Origin of the sequence: Caldicellulosiruptor bescii DSM 6725 (assembly GCF_000022325.1) — a bacterium.
GTDB lineage: Bacteria > Bacillota > Thermoanaerobacteria > Caldicellulosiruptorales > Caldicellulosiruptoraceae > Caldicellulosiruptor > Caldicellulosiruptor bescii.
On the sequence record NC_012034.1, the window covers coordinates 2,284,463 to 2,310,958 of the forward strand.

Below are 26,496 nucleotides of genomic sequence, written 5' to 3' on the forward strand. Positions count from 1 at the left end.
CTTTAAACTTCCACCATCCCAACTGTTTTAATCTGCACACTGGGCAGTATCTCATTGTACGAAAGTACTACAACATCAGGAAATATATTTTCTATAAGCCTCCTAAAATATATCCTAACTATCGGCGAACAAATAACAATTGGTTGTGATGACATGCTTACCAGCTTTTCTAAAATATTGCTGAGATTGTTTATAAGTTTTTGAATATAATCAGGCGGAAGGTTTAAAAAACTTCCCTGTTCAGTCTTTTGGATAGAATTCATTATCATATCTTCAACCTCAGGAGAAAGAGTAACCGTTTCGAGTACATTACCAGATACATACTTTTTAGTGATATACCTTGACATTGCCTGACGCACATATTCTGTCAAAATATCAGTATCTTTTGTCGTTGGGGCCCAGTCAGCAAGTGTCTCTAATATGGTAACCATATCCCTTATTGAAATCCGCTCTTTTAAAAGGTTTGCCAAAACCTTCTGAACTTCCCCAACTGTCATTAGTTTTGGAATGAGTTCATCAACTACAATAGGATTTATTTCCTTGACATTGTCAATCAGCTTTTGTACATCCTGCCGTGTCAAAAGCTCATGAGCATAGCGTCTTATTATCTCTGTAAGGTGAGTTGCTATAACAGATGGAAGATCAACCACAGTGTATCCTGCCATCTCGGCTCTTTCTTTAATTGAAGATGGAATCCATAGTGCATCAAGCCCGAACGCAGGCTCTTTTGTTGGTATACCTTCTATCTGTTCTGTGACAAAACCAGGATTTATTGCAAGAAGACTGTCACTCATAAGTTCTGCTTTAGCCACTTCAACACCTTTTATGTTAATCCTGTACTCGTAAGGTTTTAGTGCCATGTTGTCCCTGAGCCTGATTGTGGGAACAATAATCCCAAGTTCAAGCGCAAGTTGTCTTCTTATCATAACAACCCTTTCTAAAAGGTCTCCGCCCTGTTCTTTGTCAGCAAGAGGAATTATTCCATATCCAAACTCAACCTCAATAGGGTCGACATATAAAAGATTTACAACATTTTCAGGTTTCTTTAGTTCTTCAACCTCTTTCTGTTCAACCTGTTTTTCTTCAATACTCTCTATCTTTTTCAGACTACTATTCATTCTAAACCCCATAGCAAACATAGCCCCAGATAAGAAAAATAACGAAAGTTTTGGCATTGTTGGAATTAAAGCAAGTACTGCTAAAATACCTCCCACAGTGTAGAGCACTTTTGGGTGAAACTCAAACAACTGTTTTATAAGACTTTCTGAGAGCTTGCTCTCATCTGCTGCTTTTGTCACAACAATTCCTGTAGCAGTTGAAATAAGAAGTGCGGGTATCTGAGCTGCAATTCCATCCCCTACAGATAAAAGAAGATATTTTTGTATAGCCTCGGTGACATCTTCTCCTCTCATAGCAACACCAATTATAAGTCCGCCAAGCGCGTTGATAAAAGTAATTAATATTGCCGCAATAGCGTCACCTTTGACAAACTTGCTCGCACCGTCCATTGCACCATAAAAGTCTGCCTCTTTTTGAATCTTTTTTCTCCTCTCTCTTGCTTCATCTTCAGTTATTATCCCTGCATTGAGGTCTGCATCCACAGCCATTTGTTTGCCCGGCATTGCATCAAGTGTAAATCTGGCAGCAACCTCTGATACCCTCTCAGCACCTCTGGTTATCACTATAAACTGGATGATGATTATAATAAAGAATATTATTACACCAACAACAATGTTGCTACCTATAACAAAATTCCCAAAAGTATATACTATCCTAACATTTTCACCTTGCCCAGTTAATATCTGTCTTGTTGTGGAGATATTTAAAGCAAGCCTGAGCAATGTTGTAAATAGAAGAAGTGATGGAAATACTGAAAAATCTAAAGCTTCTTTTATGTTTATGCTGTTTAAGAATATAACAAGTGCAAGTGAAAGGTTGACAGCAATCAAAACGTCAAGCAAACTCGGTGGTATGGGAAGTATCATCGACAATACTATTACTATCGCAAATACAGAAAAAGTCGCACCTTTAAAATTCATCTTGTATTCACCTTCTGGTAATTTTTAAGACTGTATACATATGCTAAGACTTCTGCAACTGCCTGATAAAGTTCTGGCGGAATGAAATCGCCAACCTCACACATATTGTAAAGAGCCCTTGCAAGCTCTCTATTTTCAACAATTTCAATCCTGTGTTTTATTGCCTCCTGTTTTATCTTTTGGGCTATGTAATCTTTACCCTTTGCAATCACTCTTGGTGCGTCAAATTTTTCAGGTTCATACAAAAGAGCAACCGCATAGTGTGTGGGGTTAGTTATAACAACATCTGCCTTGGGAAGCTGCTGAAACATACGCTGAAGAGAAATCCTTCTCTGCTTTTCTCTTATCTTGGACTTTATCTGGGGATTCCCTTCTGTCTGTTTGAACTCTTCCTTTACCTCTTCCTTTGTCATCATTAGCTTTTTTTCATACTGCTGGCGCTGAAAAATAAAATCTATCACAGCTATTCCAAAAAACATTACTGCCATCCATAAAATCAAATTAATAGCTGAACCAAATGAAAACCTGACAATTGTAAACACATTCATCTCATACATCTCTAAAAGCTTTTTAGCAAAAGTCTGTGTATAGAAATAACCTGTGTATCCTATTATCAGAACTTTTAGTACAGACTTTATAAGTTCAACAACCGAATTAATTGAAAATATTCTTTTAAATCCTTCAATAGGATTAATCTTTTGAAAACTCATTTTAAGCGACTGCCCTGTAATGAGAAAACTGCTTTGTGCCCACTCTACAATTACTGCCACAAACATAATTGTAACGCAGAATGGAAGAACTATCTTCAAAGAAGTTGTAATTATAAAACTCAAAAGTTTGCTTGCATCGCTTATATCTTCTAAACTATAATTCAAATTGCTAAAAAAATATTTGCTTCCTTGCTGCAATGGAACGATAATTAAAGAATATCCAAACTTTAAAAAAAGTACACTTATCAATAAAGCAAAAGCAGAGGTAACCTCTCTGCTTTTTGCTACCATACCACGTTTTCTTGCTTCCTGACGTTTTCGGGGGGTGGCCTTTTCAGTTTTAGCACTTGCTTCAGAAAACAACTGGATATCAAATTTTAACTTCACCTGATACCCCCTCTCAAGGTTTCAAAAGTATATACAGCTATTTTGTCAATTAGTACAAATATCATCTTGTTCATGAAAGGAAAAATTATAACAAGCACCAAAAAACCAATTGCAATCTTTATAGGAAGCCCTACCATGAACACATTCATCTGTGGAACTGCTCGTGACAACACAGCTAAAATTATGTCCACAATAAGCATGCTCATTAAAATTGGCAGGCTTATCTCAACCCCTATCAAGAAAAGCTCTGAAAAAAATCTAAAAAAATTCCAAGTAAATTCTCTTCTAAAACCTTCATATCCAATAGGTACAAGCTTGTAGCTATAAATTACAGCTCTTATAAGAAGATGATGAGCGTCTGTTCCAAAAAAGACAACAAGCATATAAAGGTATAAAAAGTTTCCTAAAAGAGGAACCTGAACCTCACTCATAGGGTCAATGACGTTTGCCATACCAAAACCTATTGCATTGTCAATGATTTGACCCGCCAAAAGTATAGCTGAAAATATCATGTATGATATATACCCTATCAAAAGCCCAACAATGAATTCTTTAATCACTACAAATATATACTCCAGCAAATTGGAAGGTGCACTGTAAGAAAATCTGTAAGTTGAGACAACAAGTAAGCTTAAGAAAAAAGCAAAACCAATTTTAAAATACGCAGGTATATTTCTTCTACCAAATATTGGTGAGACTATAAAAAGACCACTCATCCTTGCAAGTACAAGAAAAAATATATATGAACTATTTAAAAAAGCGTTAATAATATCTGTCATAAGAGTTCTTCCTTAAAAAGATTTACTTTACAAACTGGTTAATATTTGTCCACAAATATCTCGTAAATTCTATCACTTTTGTGAGCATCCACTGTCCGAAAATCAAAAGCGAAAGTGCAATTGCAATCAGTTTTGGCACAAAAGTAAGTGTCTGTTCGTTTATCTGAGTAGTTGCCTGCAAAATTGATATAACTATACCTACTACCATTGATATAAGCAAAATAGGCCCCGCAACATAAAATGCTGTTAAAATTGCCTGTCTTGCAATCTCAAGCACAACCGTTGTATCCATCTTTACATCTTCTCACTTTTCTTTCATTTAAAACTTCTCACAAGCGACTCTATAACCAAATTCCAACCATCAACTAAAATAAATAACAAAATTTTGAATGGCAGTGATATCATAACAGGTGGAATCATAAGCATTCCCATTGACATCAGAATACTTGCTACAACCATATCAATTATTAAAAATGGCACATATATTAAAAACCCCATTTCGAACGCACTTTTGAGCTCGCTTATTATGAAAGCAGGAACTACAACTCTTAGTGGAAGGTCTTTTACATTTGTATTTGGATTTACATTGCTAAGCTTTACAAAAAGGTCAAGGTCTTTTTTGCGCGTATTTTTTAACATAAACTCCTTTAAAGGCTCTTCTGCCCTTTTGAGAGCTTCTTGGGATGTTATTCTTCCATTTATGTATGGCTGATAAGCCTGAATATAAATTTTATCTGTCACAGGCGCCATTACAAAAAAGGTCAAAAACAGTGCAAGCCCAATCAAAATCTGGTTCGGCGGCATTTGCTGGGTACCAAGCGCATTTCGAATAAATCCAAGAACAATAAGTATGCGCGTAAATGATGTCATCATTATCAGAATAGACGGTGCCAGGGTTAGGATGGTAAGAAATATTATAAGTTGCAGGGCAGACGATACATCATTTGGATTTTGCGAATTACCAAGATTTATATTAAGGCTTGCTGCTGCAAAGGCTATCTCTTTTTTTGCACATGTGGTTATCAAAATTAAAAGTAGTGTCGATATAATATAAAGAGATTTATTTTTTTTCATCATCCTCTTTACCTTCACTGTCTTTAATTAGGTTGTAAAGGTTTAATACCTTGTTCTTCAAGTCAAAAGAAGAGTTTATCTGATTATCAATTATGTTTTTAAAACTGTGATGTTGTTCACCTAAATTGAACAGTTGGTCTTTGCTGAACTCTTTCAAAAATGTTATGCTCTTTTGTGTCTTACCAAGCAAAATAACCTTGTCACCAATCTCAACAAGCACAAGCATACTATCTTGAGAAAGGGGAAGAAGGTCAACTATCTTAATGTATTCCCCTTTCCTGCCAAGCATCTTTTTGTTCACAATCCTAAGTACATAGTAGGTAATGTATATGAGAACACATATAACTACGAGTGCAAAAACTATCCTAATTCCAAGTTCCATTTTTATATTTTTATCTCCTCAAAAATCTATTTTTACCCAAGCACTTTTTTGATTGCTTCAACAATTCTCTCTGCCTGGAACGGTTTTACTATAAAATCACGTGCACCTGCTTGAATAGATTCTATAACCATTGCCTGCTGACCCATAGCAGAACACATGATTATTTTTGCTTGTGGGTCTATCTTTTTTATTTCTCTTACAGCTTGAATCCCGTCCATTTCAGGCATTGTGATGTCCATCATGACAAGGTCAGGTTTTAGTTCTTTGTACATCTCCACAGCCTTAGCCCCGTTTTCTGCCTCTCCTGCAACCTCGTAACCGTTTTTTGTAATAATATCTTTTAACATCATTCTCATAAAAGCTGCATCATCAACTATCAGAATCCTTTTTGCCATCAATCTCTCTCCTTTTCAATGTAGTTCTTTTTTTTAATTGTAGTTTTAAAGTTTAAATCTTGAACACGAAAAAATAACTTATTTATATTTTATAATCTATTTGATGGGTTGACAATATCAGTTATCCTCACACCAAAATTTTCATCAATTACCACAACCTCGCCTTTTGCTATGACTTTGCCGTTTACCAAAATGTCAACAGGCTCACCTGCAAGCTTTTCAAGCTCAATAATTGACCCTGTTGAAAATTCCAAAATCTCTCTTACAAGTTTCTGTGTCCTTCCAAGCTCGACAGTTATCTCAAGCGGCACATCCAAAATGAGTTCAATGTTCTCAGGATACCTTCTTTCCTCTTCCTCATCAAAACTTTCAAACTGCACAGGCGAAACATTATAAACTTGTTGCGGCTGCTCTTTCCTCTGTGGTGGCGGTGTGTAAGGAGGCTGTGATGCTTTCTTCTGACTCTTTGTAGTCTGAGAAGAAGTTTGTCTTAATACTTCTTCCTTCACAGTCTCTTGCTGAGTTTGTGTTGATGTTTCTGACTGCGCAGGTGTACCAAGTGTATTTTTGAGCATAGCATCCACAAGCTGTTTTGCAAAGTCAACAGGTATCAACTGCATAATCTGGCTGTCTATCAAATCTCCTATGGTCATCCGAAAAGCTACCTTGACAATCTCGTCAGCTCTTTTTAGCTCAGGTATCATCTCTTCGGCATTCTGGGCAAAGTCAATCACAAAGGCTTCGGGTGGATTTATGTCAATCTTTAAATTTAGCATGGAAGAAAGCGATGTGGAAGCAGAACCCACCATCTGGTTCATTGCTTCCTGTATTGCCGAAAGCTGAAGTTCTGTCAGCTCATCAGTAAACTCAATTTGACCTGTACCGCCCATCATAAGGTCTGCAATAATTTCAACATCCTCTTTTTTAAGAATGAGGAGATTTACGCCGTCAAGCCCTTCCTTGTAAACAACTTTTATTGCAACATACGGTACAGGAAACTCCTTGGGAAGCTCATCCCATTTTAAAATGCTCACAACTGGTGTTGTAATGTTTACCTTCTGGTTCAGTAAAATGCTTAACGTAGTGGCTGCTGTGCCCATTGAGATGTTTCCAATTTCGCCTAAAACATCTTTGTCTTGGTCAGATATTGTAGGTGATGATGGTGATGTTTCGCTCATTCCCCGCAAAAGAGCGTCTATTTCATCCTGAGAGAGCAAATCGCTCATCTAAAATCCTCCCCCTCTTCTACTCGTGTAATCTTTACTGCAATCCTGCCTTCTTTTCGTCCTGGAACACCATAAAATTTTAATTTGTTCCCGACAAAAACTTCTATCTCCTGGTTCTTTCTTCTGTCAAGCCTCAGTACATCACCCACCTGAAGCTCTAAAAATTCTCTGACTGTAATCTGTGTTCTGCCAAGCACCGCTTTCACTGTAACCCTCGTTCTTTCAATTTTTTTCTGTAAATACTCTTTTGTCTCCTCTGATGACTCTTTTGCAGATGTTGAAAACCAGAACTTTGTTGAAAGCCTTGGCATTATCGGCTCTATCACCATATGCGGAAGACAGATATTCGCCATCCCTTCTGCCTCGCCAACTTTCATGGCAATTGTAACAAGTGCTACTGTCTCATTAGGTGATACAATCTGGGTAAACTGTGGATTTGTTTCTATTTTTTCAAGCCGTGGTCTAAGATCAACAATATTCTCCCACGCTTCTTGGAAATAATTGATGAGTTGTTGAAGTAGCCTTTCTATCAGTGCAAGCTCGATCTCCGTAAAAGTTCTCACTTTATCTATTCCTTTGCCAAACCCTCCAAGGACTCTATCTATCATGGCAAACGCAATCTCTGGTGCCATCTCAAATACAATACTTCCTTTTAATGGCGAAAAATTTACAATACCCATCACAACTGGATTGGAAAGAGAATTGCTGAATTCATAATATGTCAGTTGTTCAACCGACAAAATGTCCATCTGAACAACTGTCCTTAAATACCCAGATAAAAAGGTGGTGACAATCCGGGCGTAGTTTTCAAATATCATTTGAAGGGTCCTCAAATGGTCTTTTGCAAACTTACTTGGTCTTTTAAAATCATATACCCTTACATTCTTTTCTTGTTTTGGTTTTTGAATCTCTTCGATTGAAAGTTCACCAGATGTAAGAGAACGCAAAAGCTCATCTATTTCACTCTGAGACAGTATATCGCCCATATTCTTACTTTCACCACCTTATTTACTGGATTATAAACTCACCAAAGTTTACATTGTATACCTTATTCCCAAATATCTCATTTAACCTGTCTTTAATTTCTTTTCTGACCTTTTCTTTCCCCTCAGGTTTTAAAAGCTCATCTGCTGTCTTGCTTCTCAAAACACTGTCGATTATATCAGCAATTACTATGTTTTTCTCTTTCATAGTCTCAGGAAGTTTCTTGTCTGTCACCTCAAGTTGGACTGTCACTCTAATAATTCTTCCTGCATTTGTTTGAGTATCTTGCAGGTTGCTCATAAGAGCTTTACCATCGTTAACATCGTATGTATAAAGCTTTTCTGGTTTTTTCTCAACTGTAGTAGTCTTTGCAGCTGACGAAGTAGGTGATAGATTTTTCACAACAGTCAAAAATCCTATTCCCATCCCCACCATCATTAGAAGAAGCAGAACAAGTAAAATAAGAATTATTGAGTTCATCTTTTCGCCTTTCATCCTTCATGCTCCTTTTGCATAGGTTGTATATTAAATATAATACCCTCAAAAATTCTCTTTTTATATTCAATAACCTTTTCAATAACTTCATCTACAGACTCTTTCACAACAAGTTTTACACCGTTTGTGAGAGTTATAACAGTGTCTGGTGTGGATTCCACAAACTCTATAAAATCTGCATTTACCACAAACTCTTTGTTGTTTATCCTTCTCAATTTTATCATACACAATCAACCTCTTAAAGATATTGAAATGAAAAAATACATCTGTCTTTTTGCAAGGGAAGGAGAAAAGATATTACACTGTATCTTTTTCTCCTTCCCTTACTTTTCACTTATTTACCTTTTAATATTGACCAAATCCTGCAAAAGTTCATCTGATGCAGTTATCACCCTTGCGTTTGCCTGATACCCTCTCTGAGTTACTATCATGTCTGTAAATTCTTTTGCTAAGTCCACATTTGACATCTCAAGCGTTCCCTGAGATATTGTACCTCTTGAGCCAGACCCAGGTGTTCCAATCTCAGGGTCACCTGAGTTTACTGTGTTTATATAAAGATTATCGCCTATTCGCTGAAGTCCTGCAGGGTTTGCAAATGTTGCAATCGCAATCTGACCAATTAGCTGGTTCAAACCATTTGAATATACACCTGTTATCTTACCTGATGCATCAACGTTAAATCCTTGAAGACTTCCTGCACTGTACCCTGTCATCTGCGCAACTCTTATTGAACTTTCCATATTACCAAATTGAGTTATATTCTTCAAGAAAAAGGCAATGTTTGTGGCATCATTCACATCAAACTGAGAACTATTAACTTTTAATGTAACAGGATTCACAACATTGTTCTTGAAATTAATTGTAAATGTACCGTTTTGTGTATTAATAAACCTTCCACCCGTTATAGCAATTCCTTCTACATCAGGTGTATTTTCATCATCAAGCACCTTTCCTGCTTGTCCAAATGTTATTGTTCCTCTTGCAATAAAGTTGTCATAGTCATTGTTTGCCTCTATCATATCATCAACATATACATATGCTTCTTGTGGATTTTGGGCAGTACCTATATTCTTCTTTACCCTCGGAGCATCCACAAACCATTCCCATGTGTTATCGCCTGTTTTTATAAAAGTGAGCTGTAACGTGTGTTCTTTGCCCTGTGAATCGAAAATCTTAAAACTTGTTGAATATTTGCTATCGGCAGGCACGTTCAATAAATCTTCAAATTTTGTTATTTGACCTGAATATATTTTTGTATCCGCGCTTAGGTTCCCGTCAAAACTAATCTTATCTGTTGCCTTTGGAGGTAAAGTTGGAAATGCAAGTATGTTGATCTTTGAAGGCGATTTTGTTGTATCAATTTGATTGTTTACAGGATCATACATCCATCCCAGAACATTTAATCCTGTTGCGGTCACTAAATTCCCCATCTTGTCTAAACTGAAATTCCCCGCTCTGGTGAATCGCGGAGCTTTTCCGTCCCCTCCCACAACAAAAAATCCATCACCTTCAATTGCAAGGTCTGTTGGATTATCTGTTCTCTGAAGGCTTCCTCTTGTCATGTTCATATCAACAGAGGCAACCGACACACCAAGACCAATCTGCATAGGGTTTGACCCGCCTCGACCTGACGCTGTATCTGGTGCTGACGCTGACTTTAAAACAGAAGCAAATACAGAGGCAAATGTCACTCTGCTTGACTTAAACCCCACTGTATTTACATTGGCGATGTTATCACCAATAACGTCCATTCTTGTCTGGTGAGCGCGGAGAGCAGAGATAGATGAAAACATTGACCTCATCATGGCTTTAATAAAATCCCCCTTTTCATCTGAAATTGCATCCTTTTTGTGGGCCTTCCTTCTGTCAGTCAGAAAGGCCCTTTAATTGGGGGACCTCCTATTTTCAGGTCCATCCCCCATTGTCAATTTTAAATCATCAGCACACCATCAATATTTGTGAATATGTTATCTTTCAAGCCTGACATATCTTTTACAGTTACAACAACCTTGTTTTTAATATTTACTATATACGCCTTGTTCCCATCTAAAACCAGTACATCATTTTTAAGACCTTTTTGCTCAGCCTTCTTCACAGCCTCTTCAATCTTGCTTAAGGTAACCTCATCCAAATTTATATTCTGAAATTTTAACCTTTCGCTTGCATGTTTTGAGATTTTAAGCGTTTGAGAAAAAATACTTGCAAAACTTTCTGTTGCTTTCTTTGGATTAGTTGAAACAAAACCTTCAAGTTTCCCACCAGTAATACCTTTTATATTATTATTTACTGTCATCCTTCTCATTCTCCCTTTTGCAAGGAGCTTAGTATCTCAAGCAGGTCTTCCTTTGAAGGTACTTTACTTAGAAGACTTGATATAACCTCCTCAAAATAAGAATGATAAACCTCTTTTACATTATCAAAAAGTACTTCGGTGCCGTTTACTTTTAAATATACCTTGCTACCATCTACTCTTATACTGTCAATTCTCCCCTCTATGGTCTTTGATGTGTCTGCCGGATTTGTCGCTACAACATATCTTCCTATCATGCTCTGAGCTTTCAAAAATTCAAATGACTCATTCAAGTTTTGCATCTGTTCAAGCGCAGAAAACTGAGCAAGCTGAGCAACAAATTCTTTGTCCTCCATTGGTTTTAATGGGTCCTGATACCTTAGTTGTGTGACTAAAAGATTTAAAAACTCCTGTTTGCCAAGAACATTTTTACCCAATGATGTAGCTGAACCTTGAGTTGAATTTGATATATTTGTATTATTACTTACAATTAAGTTGGACATCTCTTTTTCACCTCAAGCTTTCAAGTTAAGAATACTTTCATTTATCTCATAAATCAAACTCTCTATACTTCTGATACTCTCCTCATTACCTTGAACAATCAAATTTTTTCTTTGAGAAAACCTCTGCTGTTCTTGATTCTGCTGACCAGTAAAATTTCCTCCCAAGCTTACATTAAGTTGTGATATATTTATTCCCTGGTCTTTGAGTATAGTAAGAAGAGTATTCAGTGACCCTTCTATGATTTCTTTAACATGCGGCGTTGTTACAATGAGATTCCCAAAAATCTTTCCGCTACTATCTTTGCTCAGTTCAATCACAACACTTCCAAGCCACTCAGGTTTTATGCTCACCTGCAATGTAGTCAAATTCTGTCTACTGACTACAGAAATTTTTTCTGCAAGCTGATTAATTATAGACATTCTGAGATCTTTTATTATTCTGTCATTTTGGGAAGGTGTTGTGTTCTCTATATTCTCTACCTTGTTCTGAAAAGCAAAAACATGCTGTCTCAAATCTAAGGTTTTAACTTCTCCTTTTTGGTCATTTATGCTACTGCCTTCATCTTTTTTCAACAAGGTTGAAAAAACTTTGTTAAAATCACCATCATTTGAACCTATACCATTAAAATTGCTGTTCCCTTTTTCGGCTATTTGTACTCTCTCTGGACTCTCCATATTAAAACTATCTACTATTTTTTGCACATTTAATCTTTTAGCAATATTCTCAAGCTCATTTAAAACATTCTTTAAAATCTCTTTTCCACCACTTGCTTCAGACAAAACTTTGAAGCTTTGACCTTCCTGTGCAAAAAGATTTATAAAACTTTTAACCCATGAACTATCATCCGATTTAACATCAAATATCTGTTTTTCCCCTTCTTTTTCAAGCAAGACCTCTTTTAACAACTCAAAAATATTTTCTCGATTAACTTCACTTCCTTGCACATAGATAAAATTTTGAACTTGCTGATTTTGAGTATCTTTAACCATTTTTTGCAATATATTGTGTAAAATTTTCGTAATTGTTGTTTTATTGCTTTGATTAATGTTTAAATTTAAATATTGATCTAAATCCACATCCATCTTTAGTGATTGCAGCTGCGAATTTAAAAAGTTTGTCTCTTGGATGCTACTATTCTGAAAAAGCTTGTCTAAATTAAACTTGTCCAAGCTTTCACCGCTTTGTATCAAATTAAAAATTAGCTGTAAAAATTCCATCACCTGAGCTTGCAATGATTGAATTTCAGCCCTGTTTTCTAAGTCTGAGTTTGTACCGTCTGGCAATTCTTTAGAAAAAGGTGTATCTACGTGCAAGTTTTGGTTCTCATTTTGAAATTGTCTTTTAGAAGTTACAATAGCTGCTCTGTAGCTTTCTTCTGCATTTTTTTGTAAACTATTACTTTTATTGTCTGTATCTTTTGCAATGTCAGATGCCTTTTTGAAAACATCTTTAAATGATATACTGTTTTCCTGCCTATCTTTTGTCTTTGATGTCGCAGAGAATGTTTTTAAAAACAGCATATTAGTGTTAACAATGTTCTGTGTGCCCACCTTATTTTTCTCCCTCCTTTCTTATTAAAATTTCAAATTTTAAGATTATCTAAACGCTGAAAGGCTGGACGTAACCTTTGCAGCATTTTCAGCGCTCATATTACTAATTATCTGCGAAGATGTCTTTGTATCAAGTGACTTTAATATTCTTACCACTAATGTGTATTTTGTATTATCACTCATCATATTTTCAAATATTGACGCTGCAACTTTCGGGTCAATGTTTTTATAGATGTTTGTCAAAATAGAGATATCTTCAGAATTTGTCTTTTGATTTGAGTTTGAAATCCCTAATAATTTTATCGTCTTCTCAGGTGCAATATTTGATAGTATCTCCGATGCAGTCTCAGACGGTATAGCTGAAAGCACATCATTTGCCATCTGACTATTTGTGTCTAACAAGTTCTCAACTATCTTTGCAGCTTTTTTTGAGTCCATATTTTGAAGTAAACTTGCAAAATATTTTGTCCTGTTTTGAATATCTTGCTGCTTTGAAGTAAGGTCTGTGATTTTCATAGTCAAATCTTCTATTCTCTTTTGCAAATCAGCATTTTGTTTTTCCAGCAAAGAAAGTTTTGATTGCAGAGCCTCTTTCTGTTTTTGAAGGTCAGCAATCTGCTTTTTATAAACCTTTTGCATATCTACAGTCTGTGTCTTATTTGTACTTTTTGCAAAAGGAGTCTTCTTTAAAATCCCATCTAAAGCGGTCTTTGCACCAAAAAGATTAAAATGCACTGTGGCAAATGACGCTCCAGCAAAAATTAGAAAAATTGCCAAGAATACTAATAAGCCCTTTCTCTTTTTCTTCTCTTTCTTTTTTGGCTTATTTTCAGCTGTCAAATCCTCTACAACTTTAGTCTCTGCCACTTCTATCACCTATACCTTTGTAGATTTTGTATGATACCACTCTATCAAGTTCCTTGTTCTCAAGCTGTTTTATCTCATTCATCAAATTTATCAAATACTTTTCCTTTAACTTTTCGAACCTTTTCTTTTCAATCATGCTTTCTATTACCTCTTTTTTCTTCTCCTCAACTCTAATTTGCTGATAGTAAATTAACTGGTTTTGAACATCCATCCTCTTTTTTAGCATGCTGAGAAACTGGGAATAGACTTTCATCTGCTGTGGCGAAAAACCATTCAAACAAAGACTTTTTAGATCTTCTCTTGCCTTTTTTATATTTTCCTCCAGTTCAAGTTTTTTTTCAATGTATTCATTCAAAATCTGATTTTGCTTGGCAAGCTCATTCTTTTTTATTTCTTCAAACTGCGTTTTTATTCTCAAAAGCTGGTCAAATCTAAACTTTTCCATTTTCTTTTCAACCCTTCAAAAAGTGTGTTAGGAAATTATAGCCTTTAGCATATCAATCTCCTCTTCAAACTCGAACCTCTCGTCAACATCCTGCCTTAAAAACTGGTTTATCCGTGGCACAAGTTCAATTGCTCTATCAATCTCCGGATTTGAACCTTTTGTATACGCACCAATGTTTATCAAATCCTCTGCTTCCCTGTACACAGCTAAAACTCGTTTTGTCTCGTTCGCAAGCTCCCTGTGAGAAGGCTCAACAATGTCGTTCATCACCCTGCTAATGCTTGCAAGCACATCAATTGCTGGATAATGGTTTTTATTAGCTATCGCTCTTGACAGCACAATGTGACCATCCAAAATACCCCGTGCTGTGTCAGTAATAGGTTCGTTAAAATCATCACCGTCAACAAGGACAGTAAAAAGAGCTGTGATGGATCCTTTCTGGTTCTTTCCTGCACGCTCCAAAAGTTTTGGCATGATGGAAAACACAGATGGTGTATACCCTCTTGACACTGGTGGCTCACCAATTGCAAGACCAATCTCCCTTTGGGCCATTGCAAACCTTGTAAGTGAATCCATCAAAAAAAGAACGTCCAGTCCTTGGTCGCGAAAATACTCTGCAATTGCCATTGCAACATATGCTGCCTTAACTCTTTTGAGTGCCGACTCGTCAGAGGTTGCAACTACTACAACAGACCTTTTAAGCCCTTCTTCTTTCAAATCCTTTTCCAAAAACTCTTTTAGCTCTCTTCCTCTTTCACCAATCAAAGCAAGAACATTGACGTCTGCCTTTGCATTTCGGGCAATCATGCCAAGAAGGGTACTTTTGCCAACACCGCTTCCTGCAAATATCCCAACTCTCTGTCCCTTGCCAATGGTCAAAAGAGTATCTATTGCCTTTATCCCAAGGGGCATTATGGTGTCTATTCTGGGTCTTTCAAGGGGGTTTGGCGCCCTGTTTTCAACAGGGTATTTTATCTTAGATTTTATCTCGCCTTTGCCATCGATTGGTTGACCCAAACCGTCAAGGATTCTTCCCAAAAGTTCTTTCCCCACCTTCACCTCAAACATGCTGTCCTGTGCAATCACCTTGCAGCCAGGAAAAACACCTACAAGGTCAGAGTACGGCATCAAAAGCACTTTATTTTCTTTAAACCCTACAACCTCTGCCAAGGTCTCTGTCTTTGCAGCTTTTATGCGGCACAGAGTCCCTATACTAACAGCCGGACCCTGTGATTCTATTGTAAGACCTATAACCTGATTAACAAACCCTGTGAACTGGTAAAAGTTTGTATTTTCAATCTTTGATTTTAGTTTTTCAATCATCTCAATCACCAATCAAAGATAAAACTATTTCCTGTATCTTTTCAAGTCTCATCTTTACACCTGTTTCGACAAAACCATATGGAGTTTCAACCACTACATCACCACTTCTCAAGGCTTTGTCAACTTTCACATCTACTTTGTCAATCCCGTCAATCCTCCGTAAAATCTCATCAAGTTTACTATTTACGTATTCAAAATCTTCCTCGCTAACTCTTAAAGTTAAATTATTTCGAATAGAAAGTTGTAAAATAGCATTTTTAATATACTGCTGTAAAAAGCTTTTATCTTTTATCTCCCTTTCCAATACCTTTTCTAAAATCTGAGGTACAAGGAGCAAAACCTTGGTCTCAAGGTCTTTGAGTATATTCTCTCTTTCTTTTAATATCATTGCCTTTTGAATTTCTATATCCTCAAGCATCTTTTCATACTCTTTTTGAGCATCAAGTAAACCCTTTTCAAACCCTTCTCTGTAACCATCTTCCTGTGCCTGCTGCAAAATTAGCTGTGCACGAACATTTGCTTCATCTACTATTCTCTGTGCTTCTTCCTTTGCTTTTTTTAAAACCTCTTCAGCTTCTTTTTGAAGAACCTCGGCTCTATTTTTTTGCTTTTCAAACTCTTCTTCCTGCTCTTTTAATCTTCTTTCATAGTGCTCAATCTCAGCCTTTGCCTTTATAAGCTTTTCGAGAAGCACTTTGTAGTTTGTTTCAACTGGATTTTGAATCAGTACCTGGTTATTTCTGATAACATTAGACAATTATCTCATCTCCCCCGCCACGAGAAATTACAATCTCGCCGGCATCTTCAAGCTTTCTTATAATATTGACAATCTTCTGCTGAGCTTCTTCAACATCACGTATTCTAACAGGTCCCATATACTCCATATCTTCTTGAATCATCTCTGCCATACGTTTTGACATATTACTAAAGATAACCTTTCGAACCTCTTCAGTCGTGCCTTTTAGTGCAATTGCCAATGTATTGTTCTCAACCTCTCGCAAAATCCTCTGGATAGACCTGTTGTCAAGTTTAACAATGTCTTCAAATACAAACATGCGTTTTCTAATCTCCTCAACAAGCTCAACATCTTCAAGTTCTAAAGCTTCCAAAATCCTCTTTTCTGTGCCTCTGTCAACAGCATTCAATATGTCAACAATAGCCTGAATACCACCAACAACTGTGTAATCCTGCATTACAACAGATGAAAGTTTTTTTTCAAGCACCTTTTCAACCTCGCGTATTACATCAGGCGAGGTTCTGTCCATAAGCGCAATCCTTCGCGCAACATCAGCCTGTTTTTCCTGAGGCAGAGAGGCCAACACCTGAGCAGCCTGTTGAGGCTTTAAATACGAAATGACAAGTGCTATTGTCTGCGGATGTTCGTTTTGAATAAAGTTGAGTATCTGTGATGCATCAGCTTTTCTTATAAAGTCAAAAGGTCTTACCTGCAGCGAGACTGTAAGTTTCTCTATAACCTCTCTTGCCTTTTCAGGACCAAGTGCCTTTTCTAAAACCTCTTTTGCGTAGTCAATTCCACCTTCGGCAATATATTCCTGCGCAAGACAAAGGTTATAAAATTCTTCTAAGATGGCCTGTTTTTGCTCAGGCGATACTGTCCTTATATTGGCTATCTCTAATGTCAGTTCTTCAATCTCTTCTTCTTTTAAGTGCTTAAAAATCTTTGCTGACCTCTCAGGTCCAAGCGCAATTAATAGCATAGCTGCCTTTTGCTTTCCTGAAATATTACTTTTTGCCATTAAGATTCATCACTCCCAATCTTCGTTGAGCCAGTTTCTGAGAAGTTGTGCAACTATTTCAGGTTTTTCTTTTAAGAGTTTGTCAATCTGTTTTTCATACTGGCTAACACCAAACTCTTCAACATTTATCTCTTCAACTTCTGGTTCTTTTCTTTTTTCAGCTTCGTGTAAAATTTCCTCAGCTGTTGGTTTTCCCTCTGAAATCTCTAAAGGCCCAACTCCTGCAAGTTCCACAGTTTTAGACTTGCTCCTTGATGCCTTTATTAAGACGCTTGCCGCAAACACCATCAAAAGCAAAAACGCAAGCGCAACGTAAATGTAATCAACAGGAATTTGTCTTTGAGGCTTGTCAACAAAGGTTGGAATTTCATACCCTTCTACTGTAACGTTTTGTATACCTGTTGCACTCTTTATAAGATTTATAATTGTTTCCACTTCTTTCTGGTCTGTCAAAAATGACCTTTTATTGTTCTGATTCTGGAGTTTGAACTGTGCCCAGCTCATATTTTTTGCTTGCTCAGACTTTTCAAAATCTTCCTGAGTATATGTAACGTATCTGTAAAGCACAACTGCTATTGAAGATTTGTCATAGTTAATAGTGCCAGGTGCTTTTATAGTCTCAATTTTTTTTTCATTATTTTGATAATTCACAGTCTCATCAGTCTTTGTATATGTAGACTGCCCTCCTTGAGAAGTTATAGGATACTGTGGTGCATTTTGTGTGGGATTAGTATCAGTCCCAGGAACACCGCTGGATGAAGAATTTGTGCTCTGAGCTTCCTCTTTTGTTGTTTTTTTTGATACAACTATACCACTGTCTTCTAAAACAGGTGAGTACTTTGTTTCGCTTATTTTTTGCATATCAAAATTCATATCTAAATTCACTGACACCTTCACATCTTCAGGGGAACTTACATAGCTTCCTAAAAGCTCTTTTATCTTTTTCTCAATCTCATTTTTAGTTGCAATCTTGAGTTGAAGCTGCTTGCTTGAAAGTCCTTCGGTTGTATCTGACGAATTGTCTGAAAGATAATTTCCTTTGTTGTCTATTATCACTACATTTTCTGGCAAAAGTCCTTCAACTGAAGCTGCAACAAACCTCTGAATACCCTCTATTTGGTCCGAGCTCAAACTCTTTTTCAAAGTGAGCTTTACACTTGCAGTAGGTTTTTCTGCTTCACTTTTAAGCGCAAAAGTGTAGTCCTCAGGTATGCTCAAATTTACAACCGCGTCCTCTATGTAATCTGACATTTGTTTTAGAGCTTGTTGAATTTCACTTTCTTTAAGTTTTATAAATGTTCTTCTTTTATCGGCTTCTGTTGCCGTCATAGAGCTTGAAAGTTTTAACGCATCTTCAAATGTGATACTGCTATTTTTAGGATATCCTGCTTGAGCTGCTGCCATCTTTGCCCTGTCAACATCTGTATCTCTTACCAATATAGTTGTACCACCGTTTGCAGCTTTTGAATCAATCTTTTGGTCGCTTAAAATGTTTTGAATCTCTGCTGCTTCTTTCGGGTCAAGCCCAGAAAAGATTGTGATATAGTGAGGCCTTGTAGTAATGTAAATGGCTACAATGACCGATAATAGTATTATAGAAGAAGATACAACAAACATTATCTTCTGTGATTTGGAGAAGCTACTCCATTTTTCTTTTATACTTTTCAAATAATCATTTAAAAATTGAGGCAACTATAATACCTCCCCGCAAAGAAATAAAAGGGTTACACCTGCATACGCATAATCTCATTGTATGCATCCAAAATCTTGTTTCGAATCTGCAAGGTAAGCTGCAATGCTATTGAAGCTTTTTCAGAGGCTACTATTGCATCCTGCGGATTTGTAGAAAGCCCCAGCAAAAATAGGTTGTTCTGATAATCTGCTTCTTTTTGAAGCCCATCCACGCCTTCTAACGCTTTGTAGAGAAAATCAACAAACGAAACCTGGGAATTTTGAGTACTTGCGCTGTTTGTATTTATGCTCGAAAACTGCTTTTCAAAAGCTTTTGTAATGCTATCAAAGTTTATGTTCCCCACCATTGTCAACAAATCCCCCTTAATTATTTGCCTATTTCAAACGTTCTTGTTATCATCGACTTTGTGATGTTAAGAGCAGTGACATTTGCCTCATACGAACGCGATGCTTCAATCATATTAACCATCTCTGTGACAATGTCTACATTTGGATAATTTACATAACCGTTTTGGTCAGCATCTGGGTGTGTAGGGTCATATACCTTCTTAAACGGGCTTGGGTCTTCTAAAATAGCCTTTACTCTAACACCACCATAAAATGAAGTTGTGCCTTCACCAATCTTCTGACTTAATATGTTAGCAAAGCTTAGTTTTCTTTCCTCAAAAACAACAACCTTTCTTCTGTACGGCTGACCATTTTCTGTTCTTGTTGTGTTTGCGTTTGCAATATTTTGGGCAATTACATCCATTCTAACACGCTGTGCACTCAAAGCCGACGAAGAAATATTTATTGCATCAAACATTCCCATTCCTTATCACCTTCCTTCCTTGATAACCGTCTTCCACTTGTTTATCTCCCTTGAAAGCTGAAGTGACACACCATCAAAATACAGAGAATTTTGCAAAAGTTTCCCCATCTCCTGTTCTATGTCCACAGTGTTCTGGTCAAGTCTCATCTGCAGACTGCTGTCAAGCACTTCTAAGGAATTGTCTGGATTACTACTGCTTTCTTTTATATGTCTTTCATTGGTTGTTACAAGTTCTAAACTTTCTTCTTGGTTCAAACTTCTCTGCAAGAACGCTCTAAAATTCAAGTCTTTTGCCTTATAGCCAGGCGTATCCGCATTTGCTATGTTGTTTGAGATTATTTTGTTTCTCTCCCACGCCCAGTCAAGTGCCTTTTTGTAAAGGTCAATTTTATCAAACATATTTATCATTCTTTATCCCTCTATTTTTCGACAATCTTTTATTTTATTTTACAAAATTTTTGATAAAAATACCATACAAAATTTTTTAGACTGAAAATTACATAAAAAAAGAGGATAGCAAGAGGCACTTAATTTACAAATCCCCTTACTATCCTCATCTTTCCCCTCACTTTAACTTTAGGTTTTCTTTTTGTTTTTCTATCTCATCCCTTATCATTTCATTTAACACCTTTATATACGTGCCCTTAAGTCCAAGCGACCTTGTCTCTATAAGACCTGCACTCTCAAATTTTCTTAGAGCATTTACAATGACAGAACGTGTAATTCCAACTTTATCAGCAATTCTGCTTGCAACCAAAAGCCCTTCGTTTCCTTTTAACTCATCAAAAATATGCACAAGTGCTTCAAGCTCAGACATAGAAAGTGTCTCAATTGCAGATTTTATCATCTCTCTTTTTTTCTTTTCTTCTTCATCTTCTTCTTTGGAAAGATTCAAAAGTTCAAGCCCAAGCACAGTAGAGGCATATTCAAGAACAATTATATCCTCTTCTGTAAAAGATGAAAAACTTTTGAACGCCAAAACTGTGCCGAATCTCCTGCCCCCGCCAATCACAGGGACAGATGTACACAGCAGGTCGTTTTCGCTACCAACTTTGCTCTCAATTTCAGCAATCTTGGTGATGTCTGAAAACTTCATATTGGCTCTTGTATCCACAAACCACCAGAAAAATTTTTGAAGATTATCACCTATCTTTTTTTCTTCAGAAAGCTTTATATCCACATTCACAAAAGGCATGATGTATTTGCAAATGACTTTGCCATCCTTGTCTATAAAAAATACACTCGAATCTGTCACATCACCAACAACAGAGCACAGCTTTTCAAAATCCAAGACTTCTTTGTCCTTACTTTGGATAACTCTGTTGAGTTTCCGAACTTTTTCAAGAAGACTCTGTTGCATTGGCACATTTATCTCCCTTCACCAATTCCTATGGAAGATACTTGGCTTATATTATGAACCTGCTCAAATCTTTGTCCTTTATAATATCCGAAACTTTTGAATATACATAATCCTTGTCAATCACAAGGTCTACTGGTTTTTCAACATTTGCATATTCAAACGAAATGTCTTCCATTATTTTTTCAACAACAGTGTGAAGTCTTCGCGCACCGATATTTTCGCTCTGCTCATTTATCTTCACAGCAACCTTTGCAATTGCCTCTATTGCATCATCTGTAAAGGTAATATTTACACCTTCTGTTTTCATAAGCTCAATATATTGCTTTATAATTGCATTCTTTGGCTGTGTTAATATCTTTTTGAAATCCTCTTCTGTCAAAGGACTTAGTTCTACAACAACTGGAAACCTTCCCTGAAGTTCTGGTATCAAGTCAGAAACCTTTGCAACATGAAAAGCTCCAGCTGCAATAAACAGAATATGGTCTGTCTTTACAGGACCATATTTTGTCATAACAGTGCTTCCCTCAACAATGGGAAGAATGTCTCTTTGCACACCTTCTCTTGACACATCAGGACCAACACTTGAACCTTTTCCGGCAATCTTGTCTATCTCATCAATAAAGATGATTCCATGTTGCTCGGCTCTTTGGATAGCCTCCTTTATAACCTCATCCATGTCAATAAGTTTGTTGTACTCTTCCTGTTCTAAAACCTCTCGTGCTTCCCTTATTGTCATCTTTTTCTTTTTTTTCTTCTTTGGGAAGAGCGACCCAATAACATCCTGGAAAGAAATCCCCATCTCATCAGAAATTGTCCCCATAATCATTTCAAAAGGAGGTTTTACAGTATCTTCAACCTCAACCTCAATCACCTTGTCCTCAAGCTCACCAGATCGAAGTTTTTCACGCAAAATCTCTCTTTGCGTTCTAATGTAATCATCTGTTGTCTGATAACTTTGCTCCATCTCTTGTGAGGTGGCACCAAAAAGTGCTTCAAACGGATTTTTAAATCCTGCTTTTCTTGCCTGAGGTTCAGGAATTAATATCTCCAAAATTCTGTCCTCAACAAGAGCTTTTGCTCTTTCTTTCATTTTTTCCATGTACTCGCTTTTAACTAAGGATATTGCATTTTCAACAAGGTCTCGAACCATTGAATCTACATCTCTTCCAACATATCCAACCTCAGTAAACTTTGTTGCTTCAACTTTCACAAACGGAGCATTTACAAGCTTTGCAAGCCTTCTTGCAATCTCTGTCTTACCAACACCTGTTGGCCCTACCATCAAGATGTTCTTTGGCGTTATCTCATCCTGAAGCTCCTTAGGAAGCTTTGCGCGCCTGTACCTATTTCGAAGGGCAATGGCAACACACTTTTTTGCCCTATCTTGCCCAACTATATACTTGTCAAGTTCTCTTACAATCTCCTGAGGAGTTAATTCCATCATATCTTATCACCTACAATTCCAAAACTGTAATATTGTTGTTTGTATACACACAAATGGATGCCGCAATCTCCAAAGCTTTTCTGGCAATTTCAGCGGCAGAAAGGTCAGTGCTCTGCAAAAGTGCTCTTGCAGCTGCCAAGGCATATGGCCCACCAGAACCAATCGCAGCAATGTTGTCATCCGGCTCGACAACCTCGCCGCTTCCTGATACCACAAAAAGGTGATCTTTGTCTGCTACAACCATAAGGGCTTCTAAGCGTCTTAGGACTTTGTCCTGCCGCCACTCCTTTGCAAGCTCAACAACGCTCTTTTGCAAATTGCCGCTATTTTGTTCAAGCTTTTCTTCAAACTTTTCACACAGGGTTATTGCGTCTGCAACAGACCCTGCAAAACCAACCAAAACCTTGCCATTGTAAAGTTTTCTGACCTTCTTAGCTGTAGATTTCATTATCATATTCTGGGAAAATGTGACCTGACCATCACCAGCGATGGCAACACTTTCGCCTTTTTTTACAGCCACTATTGTTGTTGCATGAAACATAGCAAACCTCCATAAACTCTAAATTATTCAAAGATTTTGTTGGCTAATTCTCTGCAAATGTTTAAAGATTTTTGAGCAATCAAAAGTTTTCTTTTCTCTTTGTCTTTAATCTTTGAAATTTCATCATCAATTGATATTATACCATAGTTAGCGTTCATGGGCTGAAAATCTTTTTTGGGTGTTGTAATATACTCTATAAGAGCTCCAATGCAAGTGTTTGGTGGCAAACTTATAGGCTCTTTCCCTAAAATCTGTCTTGCTGCATTAATCCCTGCAATGATACCAGTTGATGCAGACTCCAAATACCCTTCAACACCTGTTATTTGACCTGCAAAGAATATGTTTGGATATTTTTTGAGAAAAAGGTATTTAGTCAGCACTTCAGGTGAGTTAATATAAGAATTTTTGTGCATCACACCATATCTCACAAACTCAGCATTCTCAAGGCCGGGAATTAGCCTGAAAACCCTTTTTTGTTCACTCCATTTAAGTCTTGTCTGAAACCCTACCATGTTATAAAGTTTTCCATCCTGGGTGTCTTTTCTCAGCTGTACAACAGCGTAAGGCATCTTACCAGTTCTTGGGTCAATAATTCCAACTGGCTTTAGCGGACCATACCTCATTGTATCAATACCACGTCTTGCCATCTCTTCAATCGGCATACAGCCTTCAAACAGCAGGTCCTTTTCAAAATCTTTAACTTCTATAACTTCAGCATTTACAAGTTCCCAGTAAAACCTTTCATATTCTTCTTTGGTCATTGGACAGTTTATATAGTCATTTGAACCTTTGTTATAGCGTGAGGCAAAAAACGCTTTTGAAAAGTCTATGGAGTCTTTGAGCACAATTGGTGCTGCAGCATCAAAAAAATAAAGATTTTTGCTATTACATAGCTTTGAAATATCAGAAAGAAGACTTTCTGTTGTAAGAGGTCCTGTGCTGACCACTACAACCTTGTCCCTTGGAACTTCTGTCACCTCTTCATGAATTATGCTAATTAGCCCATTATGTTTTATTCTTTGGGTTATATACTCTGAAAACTTGTACCTGTCAACTGCCAAAGCCTGTCCTGCCTCAACTGAAGTTGCCTCTGCTGCTTCCATCACAAGCGAACCGAACACCTTCATCTCTTCCTTTAAAAGCCCAGATGCATTTGTCAAAAGTTTAGATTTTAAAGAGTTGCTGCATACAAGCTCTGCAAAGTTATCTATTTTGTGCGCAGGCGAAAACTTTTTGGGTTTCATCTCAAAAAGTTTTACCTTTATTCCAAACTTTGAGATTACATTCGCTGCTTCAACACCTGCAAGCCCAGCTCCAATAACTACAATTTCCATATCAATTACTCACCTTTTTCCCCCGTTTTTTCTTGGTAAGCACAGTTTTCATTTGAACATACAAGCTTTTTATTCCCTTTCTTGCCCTTTTCAAACATGAGACTGCCACACTTCGGACAGTTTTTGACTGGTTTTTCCCACAAAATTAGGTCACAGTCAGGATACCCCTCGCACGTGTAATATCTCTTGCCCTTCTTGGACTTCTTTTCTATTATCCTCTTGCCGCACTTTGGACACAACACATCAAGGTAATCGTAATAAGGTTTTGTGTTTTTGCATTCAGGATATCCTGGACATGCCAAGAACTTTCCGTATCTACCTTTTTTTATCACCATTTTTCTTCCACAGTTTTCGCATACAATGTCTGTCTCCTCATCCTCAACCTTAACCTTTAGCAAAGTAGCTCGTGCTATCTCAAGTTCTTTTTCAAGTGGCTGGTAGTATTTTTTTACCACCTCTGTCCACTCAAGTTTTCCTTCCTCAATTTTGTCAAGGTTGCTCTCAAGCTCTGCAGTAAATTCAATGTCTATTATGTCTTTGAAATATTCTTTAAGTATATTTGTTACAATTCTGCCCAATTCGGTTGGTTTTAAAAACCTATCTTCTTTGGCAACATATCCTCTCTCCAGAATTGTCTGGATTGTTGGAGCGTATGTGCTGGGTCTTCCTATCCCATTTTCTTCTAAAGCCTTTATTAAGGTTGCTTCAGTATAGCGAGAAGGCGGTTGAGTAAAATGCTGTTTGCTCTCAAGTTTTATGGGCTTTAAAGCCTCTCCTTCTCTAATTTCTGGAAGCTGATTTTCCTCCTCTTCATCTTCTGTATCCTTACCTTCAACATATACTTCCATAAACCCTGCAAACTTGAGCTTTGAACCTGTGAGTTTAAAAATATAACCCTCAACTTCAAGCTCGGCTGAAAGAACCTCATATACGCTGCTTTCCATCTGCGACGCTAAAAATCTGTCATAAATGAGTTTGTACAGCTTGTACTGATCAAGAGTCAGAGAATCTTTTATACTCTCAGGGTCCATATCCAAATAAGTAGGTCTTATAGCCTCATGAGCGTCCTGCGCATCTTTTTTTGTCTTGTAAACCCTCGGCTTTTCAGGAAGATATTCTTTGCCAAACTTCTGTACGATAAGACTTCTTGCTGCCTGCTGTGCCTCTTCAGAAACCCTTGTTGAATCTGTTCTCATATATGTTATAAGTCCAACACTTCCCTCACCTTTTATCTCAACACCTTCATACAGCATCTGCGCAACTGCCATTGTCTTTGCAGGAGTAAATCTCAGTTTTCTTGATGCCTCCTGCTGAAGTGTGCTTGTTATAAAAGGTGGGGGCGGATTTTTCTTCTTCTCTGACACCTTTATCTTTACAACCTTGAATTCTTTATTTTTTATCTTTTCTTCAATTTTTTGAACGTGATCTTGATTTTTTAGCTCTATCTTCCCTTTCTTATCTCCATAGAACTTTGCCTTAAACTCTTGGACATCTTTTTTAAATACAGCTTCTAAGGTCCAGTACTCTTCAGGCTTAAAATTTTCTATCTCTTCTTCTCTTTCAACCACAAGCCTTGTTGCAACAGACTGAACTCTTCCTGCAGAAAGTCCACCCTTGACCTTTTCCCACAAAAATGGACTTAGCTTGTAGCCGACAAGTCTGTCTAAAATTCTTCTGGCTTGCTGGGCATTAACTAAGTTCTGGTCAATTGGCCTTGCATTTTTCAAAGATTCCTGTACAGCCTTTTTTGTTATCTCATTGAATGTAATTCTCACATTATCGTTTGTATCAAGCCCTAAAATAGTTGCTAAATGCCATGAGATTGCCTCGCCTTCCCTGTCGGGGTCTGTTGCAAGGTATACCTTCTCTGCTTCTTGTGCATATTTTTTTAGCTTGTTTATTACATCTGCCTTACCTCTGATGTTTATATACTTAGGGACAAAACCATTTTCTATATCAACGCCCAAATCACTCTTGGGAAGGTCCCTTACATGCCCCATTGAAGCTTCTACTTTAAACTCTTTACCAAGATACTTTGCAATTGTTTTTGCCTTTGCAGGTGACTCTACAATGACAAGTTTTTTCAACAGAATTTTACCCCCTGTAA

29 protein-coding genes are annotated in these 26,496 nt (G+C 37.1%); all 29 read right to left on the reverse strand.

Translation table 11 applies throughout. The annotated features are described in order from the left end of the window. Window positions 1–2 precede the first annotated feature (2 nt). The 29 genes from flhA to topA all read right to left on the reverse strand — a co-directional run bounded on the left by flhA (window position 3) and on the right by topA (window position 26,476). Entirely contained in the window at window positions 3–2,039 is a 2,037-nt protein-coding gene (flhA, locus tag ATHE_RS10815) for a flagellar biosynthesis protein FlhA (RefSeq protein WP_015908495.1), read from the reverse strand. Continuing rightward, the gene (gene flhB / locus ATHE_RS10820; protein WP_015908496.1) at window positions 2,036–3,136 is read right to left on the reverse strand and encodes a flagellar biosynthesis protein FlhB; all 1,101 of its coding nucleotides are present in this window, start codon (window positions 3,134–3,136) and stop codon (window positions 2,036–2,038) included. The genes flhA and flhB overlap by 4 nt, the downstream gene beginning before the upstream one ends. Next, window positions 3,133–3,915 carry a flagellar biosynthetic protein FliR gene (gene fliR / locus ATHE_RS10825; RefSeq protein WP_013429535.1) on the reverse strand — a complete coding sequence of 261 codons (783 nt, stop codon included), beginning with the start codon at window positions 3,913–3,915 and terminating at the stop codon, window positions 3,133–3,135. The genes flhB and fliR overlap by 4 nt, the downstream gene beginning before the upstream one ends. 22 nt (window positions 3,916–3,937) lie before the next feature. After that, the gene (fliQ, locus tag ATHE_RS10830; RefSeq protein ID WP_015908497.1) at window positions 3,938–4,207 is read right to left on the reverse strand and encodes a flagellar biosynthesis protein FliQ; all 270 of its coding nucleotides are present in this window, start codon (window positions 4,205–4,207) and stop codon (window positions 3,938–3,940) included. Window positions 4,208–4,230: 23 nt separating this feature from the next. Beyond that, window positions 4,231–4,992 carry a flagellar type III secretion system pore protein FliP gene (gene fliP, locus ATHE_RS10835; protein ID WP_079504034.1) on the reverse strand — a complete coding sequence of 254 codons (762 nt, stop codon included), beginning with the start codon at window positions 4,990–4,992 and terminating at the stop codon, window positions 4,231–4,233. Next, window positions 4,976–5,371: a FliO/MopB family protein gene (locus ATHE_RS10840; RefSeq protein ID WP_015908499.1), complete on the reverse strand. Its 396-nt coding sequence runs from the start codon at window positions 5,369–5,371 to the stop codon at window positions 4,976–4,978. The genes fliP and ATHE_RS10840 overlap by 17 nt, the downstream gene beginning before the upstream one ends. A gap of 32 nt (window positions 5,372–5,403) precedes the next feature. Continuing rightward, the gene (locus tag ATHE_RS10845; RefSeq protein ID WP_013291202.1) at window positions 5,404–5,766 is read right to left on the reverse strand and encodes a response regulator; all 363 of its coding nucleotides are present in this window, start codon (window positions 5,764–5,766) and stop codon (window positions 5,404–5,406) included. Window positions 5,767–5,855: 89 nt separating this feature from the next. Next, the gene (fliY, locus tag ATHE_RS10850; RefSeq protein ID WP_015908500.1) at window positions 5,856–6,992 is read right to left on the reverse strand and encodes a flagellar motor switch phosphatase FliY; all 1,137 of its coding nucleotides are present in this window, start codon (window positions 6,990–6,992) and stop codon (window positions 5,856–5,858) included. Further along, a complete protein-coding gene (gene fliM / locus ATHE_RS10855; RefSeq protein ID WP_015908501.1) occupies window positions 6,989–7,978 on the reverse strand; it encodes a flagellar motor switch protein FliM in 990 nt (329 codons plus the stop codon). Before fliM ends, fliY begins: the two co-directional genes overlap by 4 nt. 22 nt (window positions 7,979–8,000) lie before the next feature. Then, window positions 8,001–8,471 (reverse strand): flagellar basal body-associated FliL family protein, encoded by a 471-nt coding sequence (locus tag ATHE_RS10860; protein WP_013429529.1) that lies wholly within the window; start codon window positions 8,469–8,471, stop codon window positions 8,001–8,003. Then, window positions 8,468–8,695 (reverse strand): flagellar FlbD family protein, encoded by a 228-nt coding sequence (locus ATHE_RS10865; protein ID WP_013429528.1) that lies wholly within the window; start codon window positions 8,693–8,695, stop codon window positions 8,468–8,470. The genes ATHE_RS10860 and ATHE_RS10865 overlap by 4 nt, the downstream gene beginning before the upstream one ends. Before the next feature lie 114 nt (window positions 8,696–8,809). Next, window positions 8,810–10,276 carry a flagellar hook protein FlgE gene (locus ATHE_RS10870; protein WP_015908502.1) on the reverse strand — a complete coding sequence of 489 codons (1,467 nt, stop codon included), beginning with the start codon at window positions 10,274–10,276 and terminating at the stop codon, window positions 8,810–8,812. A gap of 125 nt (window positions 10,277–10,401) precedes the next feature. After that, a complete protein-coding gene (locus ATHE_RS10875; protein ID WP_015908503.1) occupies window positions 10,402–10,764 on the reverse strand; it encodes a TIGR02530 family flagellar biosynthesis protein in 363 nt (120 codons plus the stop codon). Between the two features lie 5 nt (window positions 10,765–10,769). Then, window positions 10,770–11,264 carry a flagellar hook capping FlgD N-terminal domain-containing protein gene (locus ATHE_RS10880; protein ID WP_015908504.1) on the reverse strand — a complete coding sequence of 165 codons (495 nt, stop codon included), beginning with the start codon at window positions 11,262–11,264 and terminating at the stop codon, window positions 10,770–10,772. A 12-nt stretch (window positions 11,265–11,276) separates the two neighbouring features. Continuing rightward, window positions 11,277–12,815 carry a flagellar hook-length control protein FliK gene (locus ATHE_RS10885; RefSeq protein WP_015908505.1) on the reverse strand — a complete coding sequence of 513 codons (1,539 nt, stop codon included), beginning with the start codon at window positions 12,813–12,815 and terminating at the stop codon, window positions 11,277–11,279. A gap of 45 nt (window positions 12,816–12,860) precedes the next feature. Beyond that, window positions 12,861–13,682, reverse strand: coding sequence for a MotE family protein (locus ATHE_RS10890; RefSeq protein ID WP_015908506.1), 822 nt, complete (start codon window positions 13,680–13,682; stop codon window positions 12,861–12,863). Next, the gene (gene fliJ / locus ATHE_RS10895; RefSeq protein ID WP_015908507.1) at window positions 13,669–14,127 is read right to left on the reverse strand and encodes a flagellar export protein FliJ; all 459 of its coding nucleotides are present in this window, start codon (window positions 14,125–14,127) and stop codon (window positions 13,669–13,671) included. Before fliJ ends, ATHE_RS10890 begins: the two co-directional genes overlap by 14 nt. A 27-nt stretch (window positions 14,128–14,154) precedes the next feature. Beyond that, on the reverse strand, window positions 14,155–15,450 hold the full coding sequence (gene fliI / locus ATHE_RS10900) for a flagellar protein export ATPase FliI (protein ID WP_015908508.1): 1,296 nt from the start codon (window positions 15,448–15,450) through the stop codon (window positions 14,155–14,157). Window position 15,451: 1 nt separating this feature from the next. Beyond that, the gene (locus ATHE_RS10905; protein WP_015908509.1) at window positions 15,452–16,207 is read right to left on the reverse strand and encodes a FliH/SctL family protein; all 756 of its coding nucleotides are present in this window, start codon (window positions 16,205–16,207) and stop codon (window positions 15,452–15,454) included. Then, window positions 16,200–17,207 (reverse strand): flagellar motor switch protein FliG, encoded by a 1,008-nt coding sequence (gene fliG, locus ATHE_RS10910; protein WP_013429519.1) that lies wholly within the window; start codon window positions 17,205–17,207, stop codon window positions 16,200–16,202. The genes ATHE_RS10905 and fliG overlap by 8 nt, the downstream gene beginning before the upstream one ends. 9 nt (window positions 17,208–17,216) lie before the next feature. Then, window positions 17,217–18,899: a flagellar basal-body MS-ring/collar protein FliF gene (fliF, locus tag ATHE_RS10915; protein ID WP_015908510.1), complete on the reverse strand. Its 1,683-nt coding sequence runs from the start codon at window positions 18,897–18,899 to the stop codon at window positions 17,217–17,219. Between the two features lie 32 nt (window positions 18,900–18,931). After that, window positions 18,932–19,246: a flagellar hook-basal body complex protein FliE gene (fliE, locus tag ATHE_RS10920; RefSeq protein ID WP_015908511.1), complete on the reverse strand. Its 315-nt coding sequence runs from the start codon at window positions 19,244–19,246 to the stop codon at window positions 18,932–18,934. 20 nt (window positions 19,247–19,266) lie between these two features. Next, window positions 19,267–19,710 (reverse strand): flagellar basal body rod protein FlgC, encoded by a 444-nt coding sequence (gene flgC / locus ATHE_RS10925; protein WP_041727191.1) that lies wholly within the window; start codon window positions 19,708–19,710, stop codon window positions 19,267–19,269. 6 nt (window positions 19,711–19,716) lie between these two features. Then, window positions 19,717–20,118 carry a flagellar basal body rod protein FlgB gene (gene flgB, locus ATHE_RS10930; protein WP_015908513.1) on the reverse strand — a complete coding sequence of 134 codons (402 nt, stop codon included), beginning with the start codon at window positions 20,116–20,118 and terminating at the stop codon, window positions 19,717–19,719. Window positions 20,119–20,275: 157 nt separating this feature from the next. After that, window positions 20,276–21,070 carry a GTP-sensing pleiotropic transcriptional regulator CodY gene (codY, locus tag ATHE_RS10935; protein ID WP_015908514.1) on the reverse strand — a complete coding sequence of 265 codons (795 nt, stop codon included), beginning with the start codon at window positions 21,068–21,070 and terminating at the stop codon, window positions 20,276–20,278. Window positions 21,071–21,116: 46 nt separating this feature from the next. Continuing rightward, the gene (gene hslU, locus ATHE_RS10940; protein WP_041727193.1) at window positions 21,117–22,514 is read right to left on the reverse strand and encodes an ATP-dependent protease ATPase subunit HslU; all 1,398 of its coding nucleotides are present in this window, start codon (window positions 22,512–22,514) and stop codon (window positions 21,117–21,119) included. Between the two features lie 10 nt (window positions 22,515–22,524). Then, window positions 22,525–23,055 (reverse strand): ATP-dependent protease subunit HslV, encoded by a 531-nt coding sequence (gene hslV, locus ATHE_RS10945; protein WP_015908516.1) that lies wholly within the window; start codon window positions 23,053–23,055, stop codon window positions 22,525–22,527. A gap of 23 nt (window positions 23,056–23,078) precedes the next feature. Next, window positions 23,079–24,389 carry a methylenetetrahydrofolate--tRNA-(uracil(54)-C(5))-methyltransferase (FADH(2)-oxidizing) TrmFO gene (trmFO, locus tag ATHE_RS10950; RefSeq protein WP_015908517.1) on the reverse strand — a complete coding sequence of 437 codons (1,311 nt, stop codon included), beginning with the start codon at window positions 24,387–24,389 and terminating at the stop codon, window positions 23,079–23,081. 5 nt (window positions 24,390–24,394) lie between these two features. After that, entirely contained in the window at window positions 24,395–26,476 is a 2,082-nt protein-coding gene (gene topA, locus ATHE_RS10955; RefSeq protein WP_015908518.1) for a type I DNA topoisomerase, read from the reverse strand. Between the last annotated feature and the right edge of the window lie 20 nt (window positions 26,477–26,496).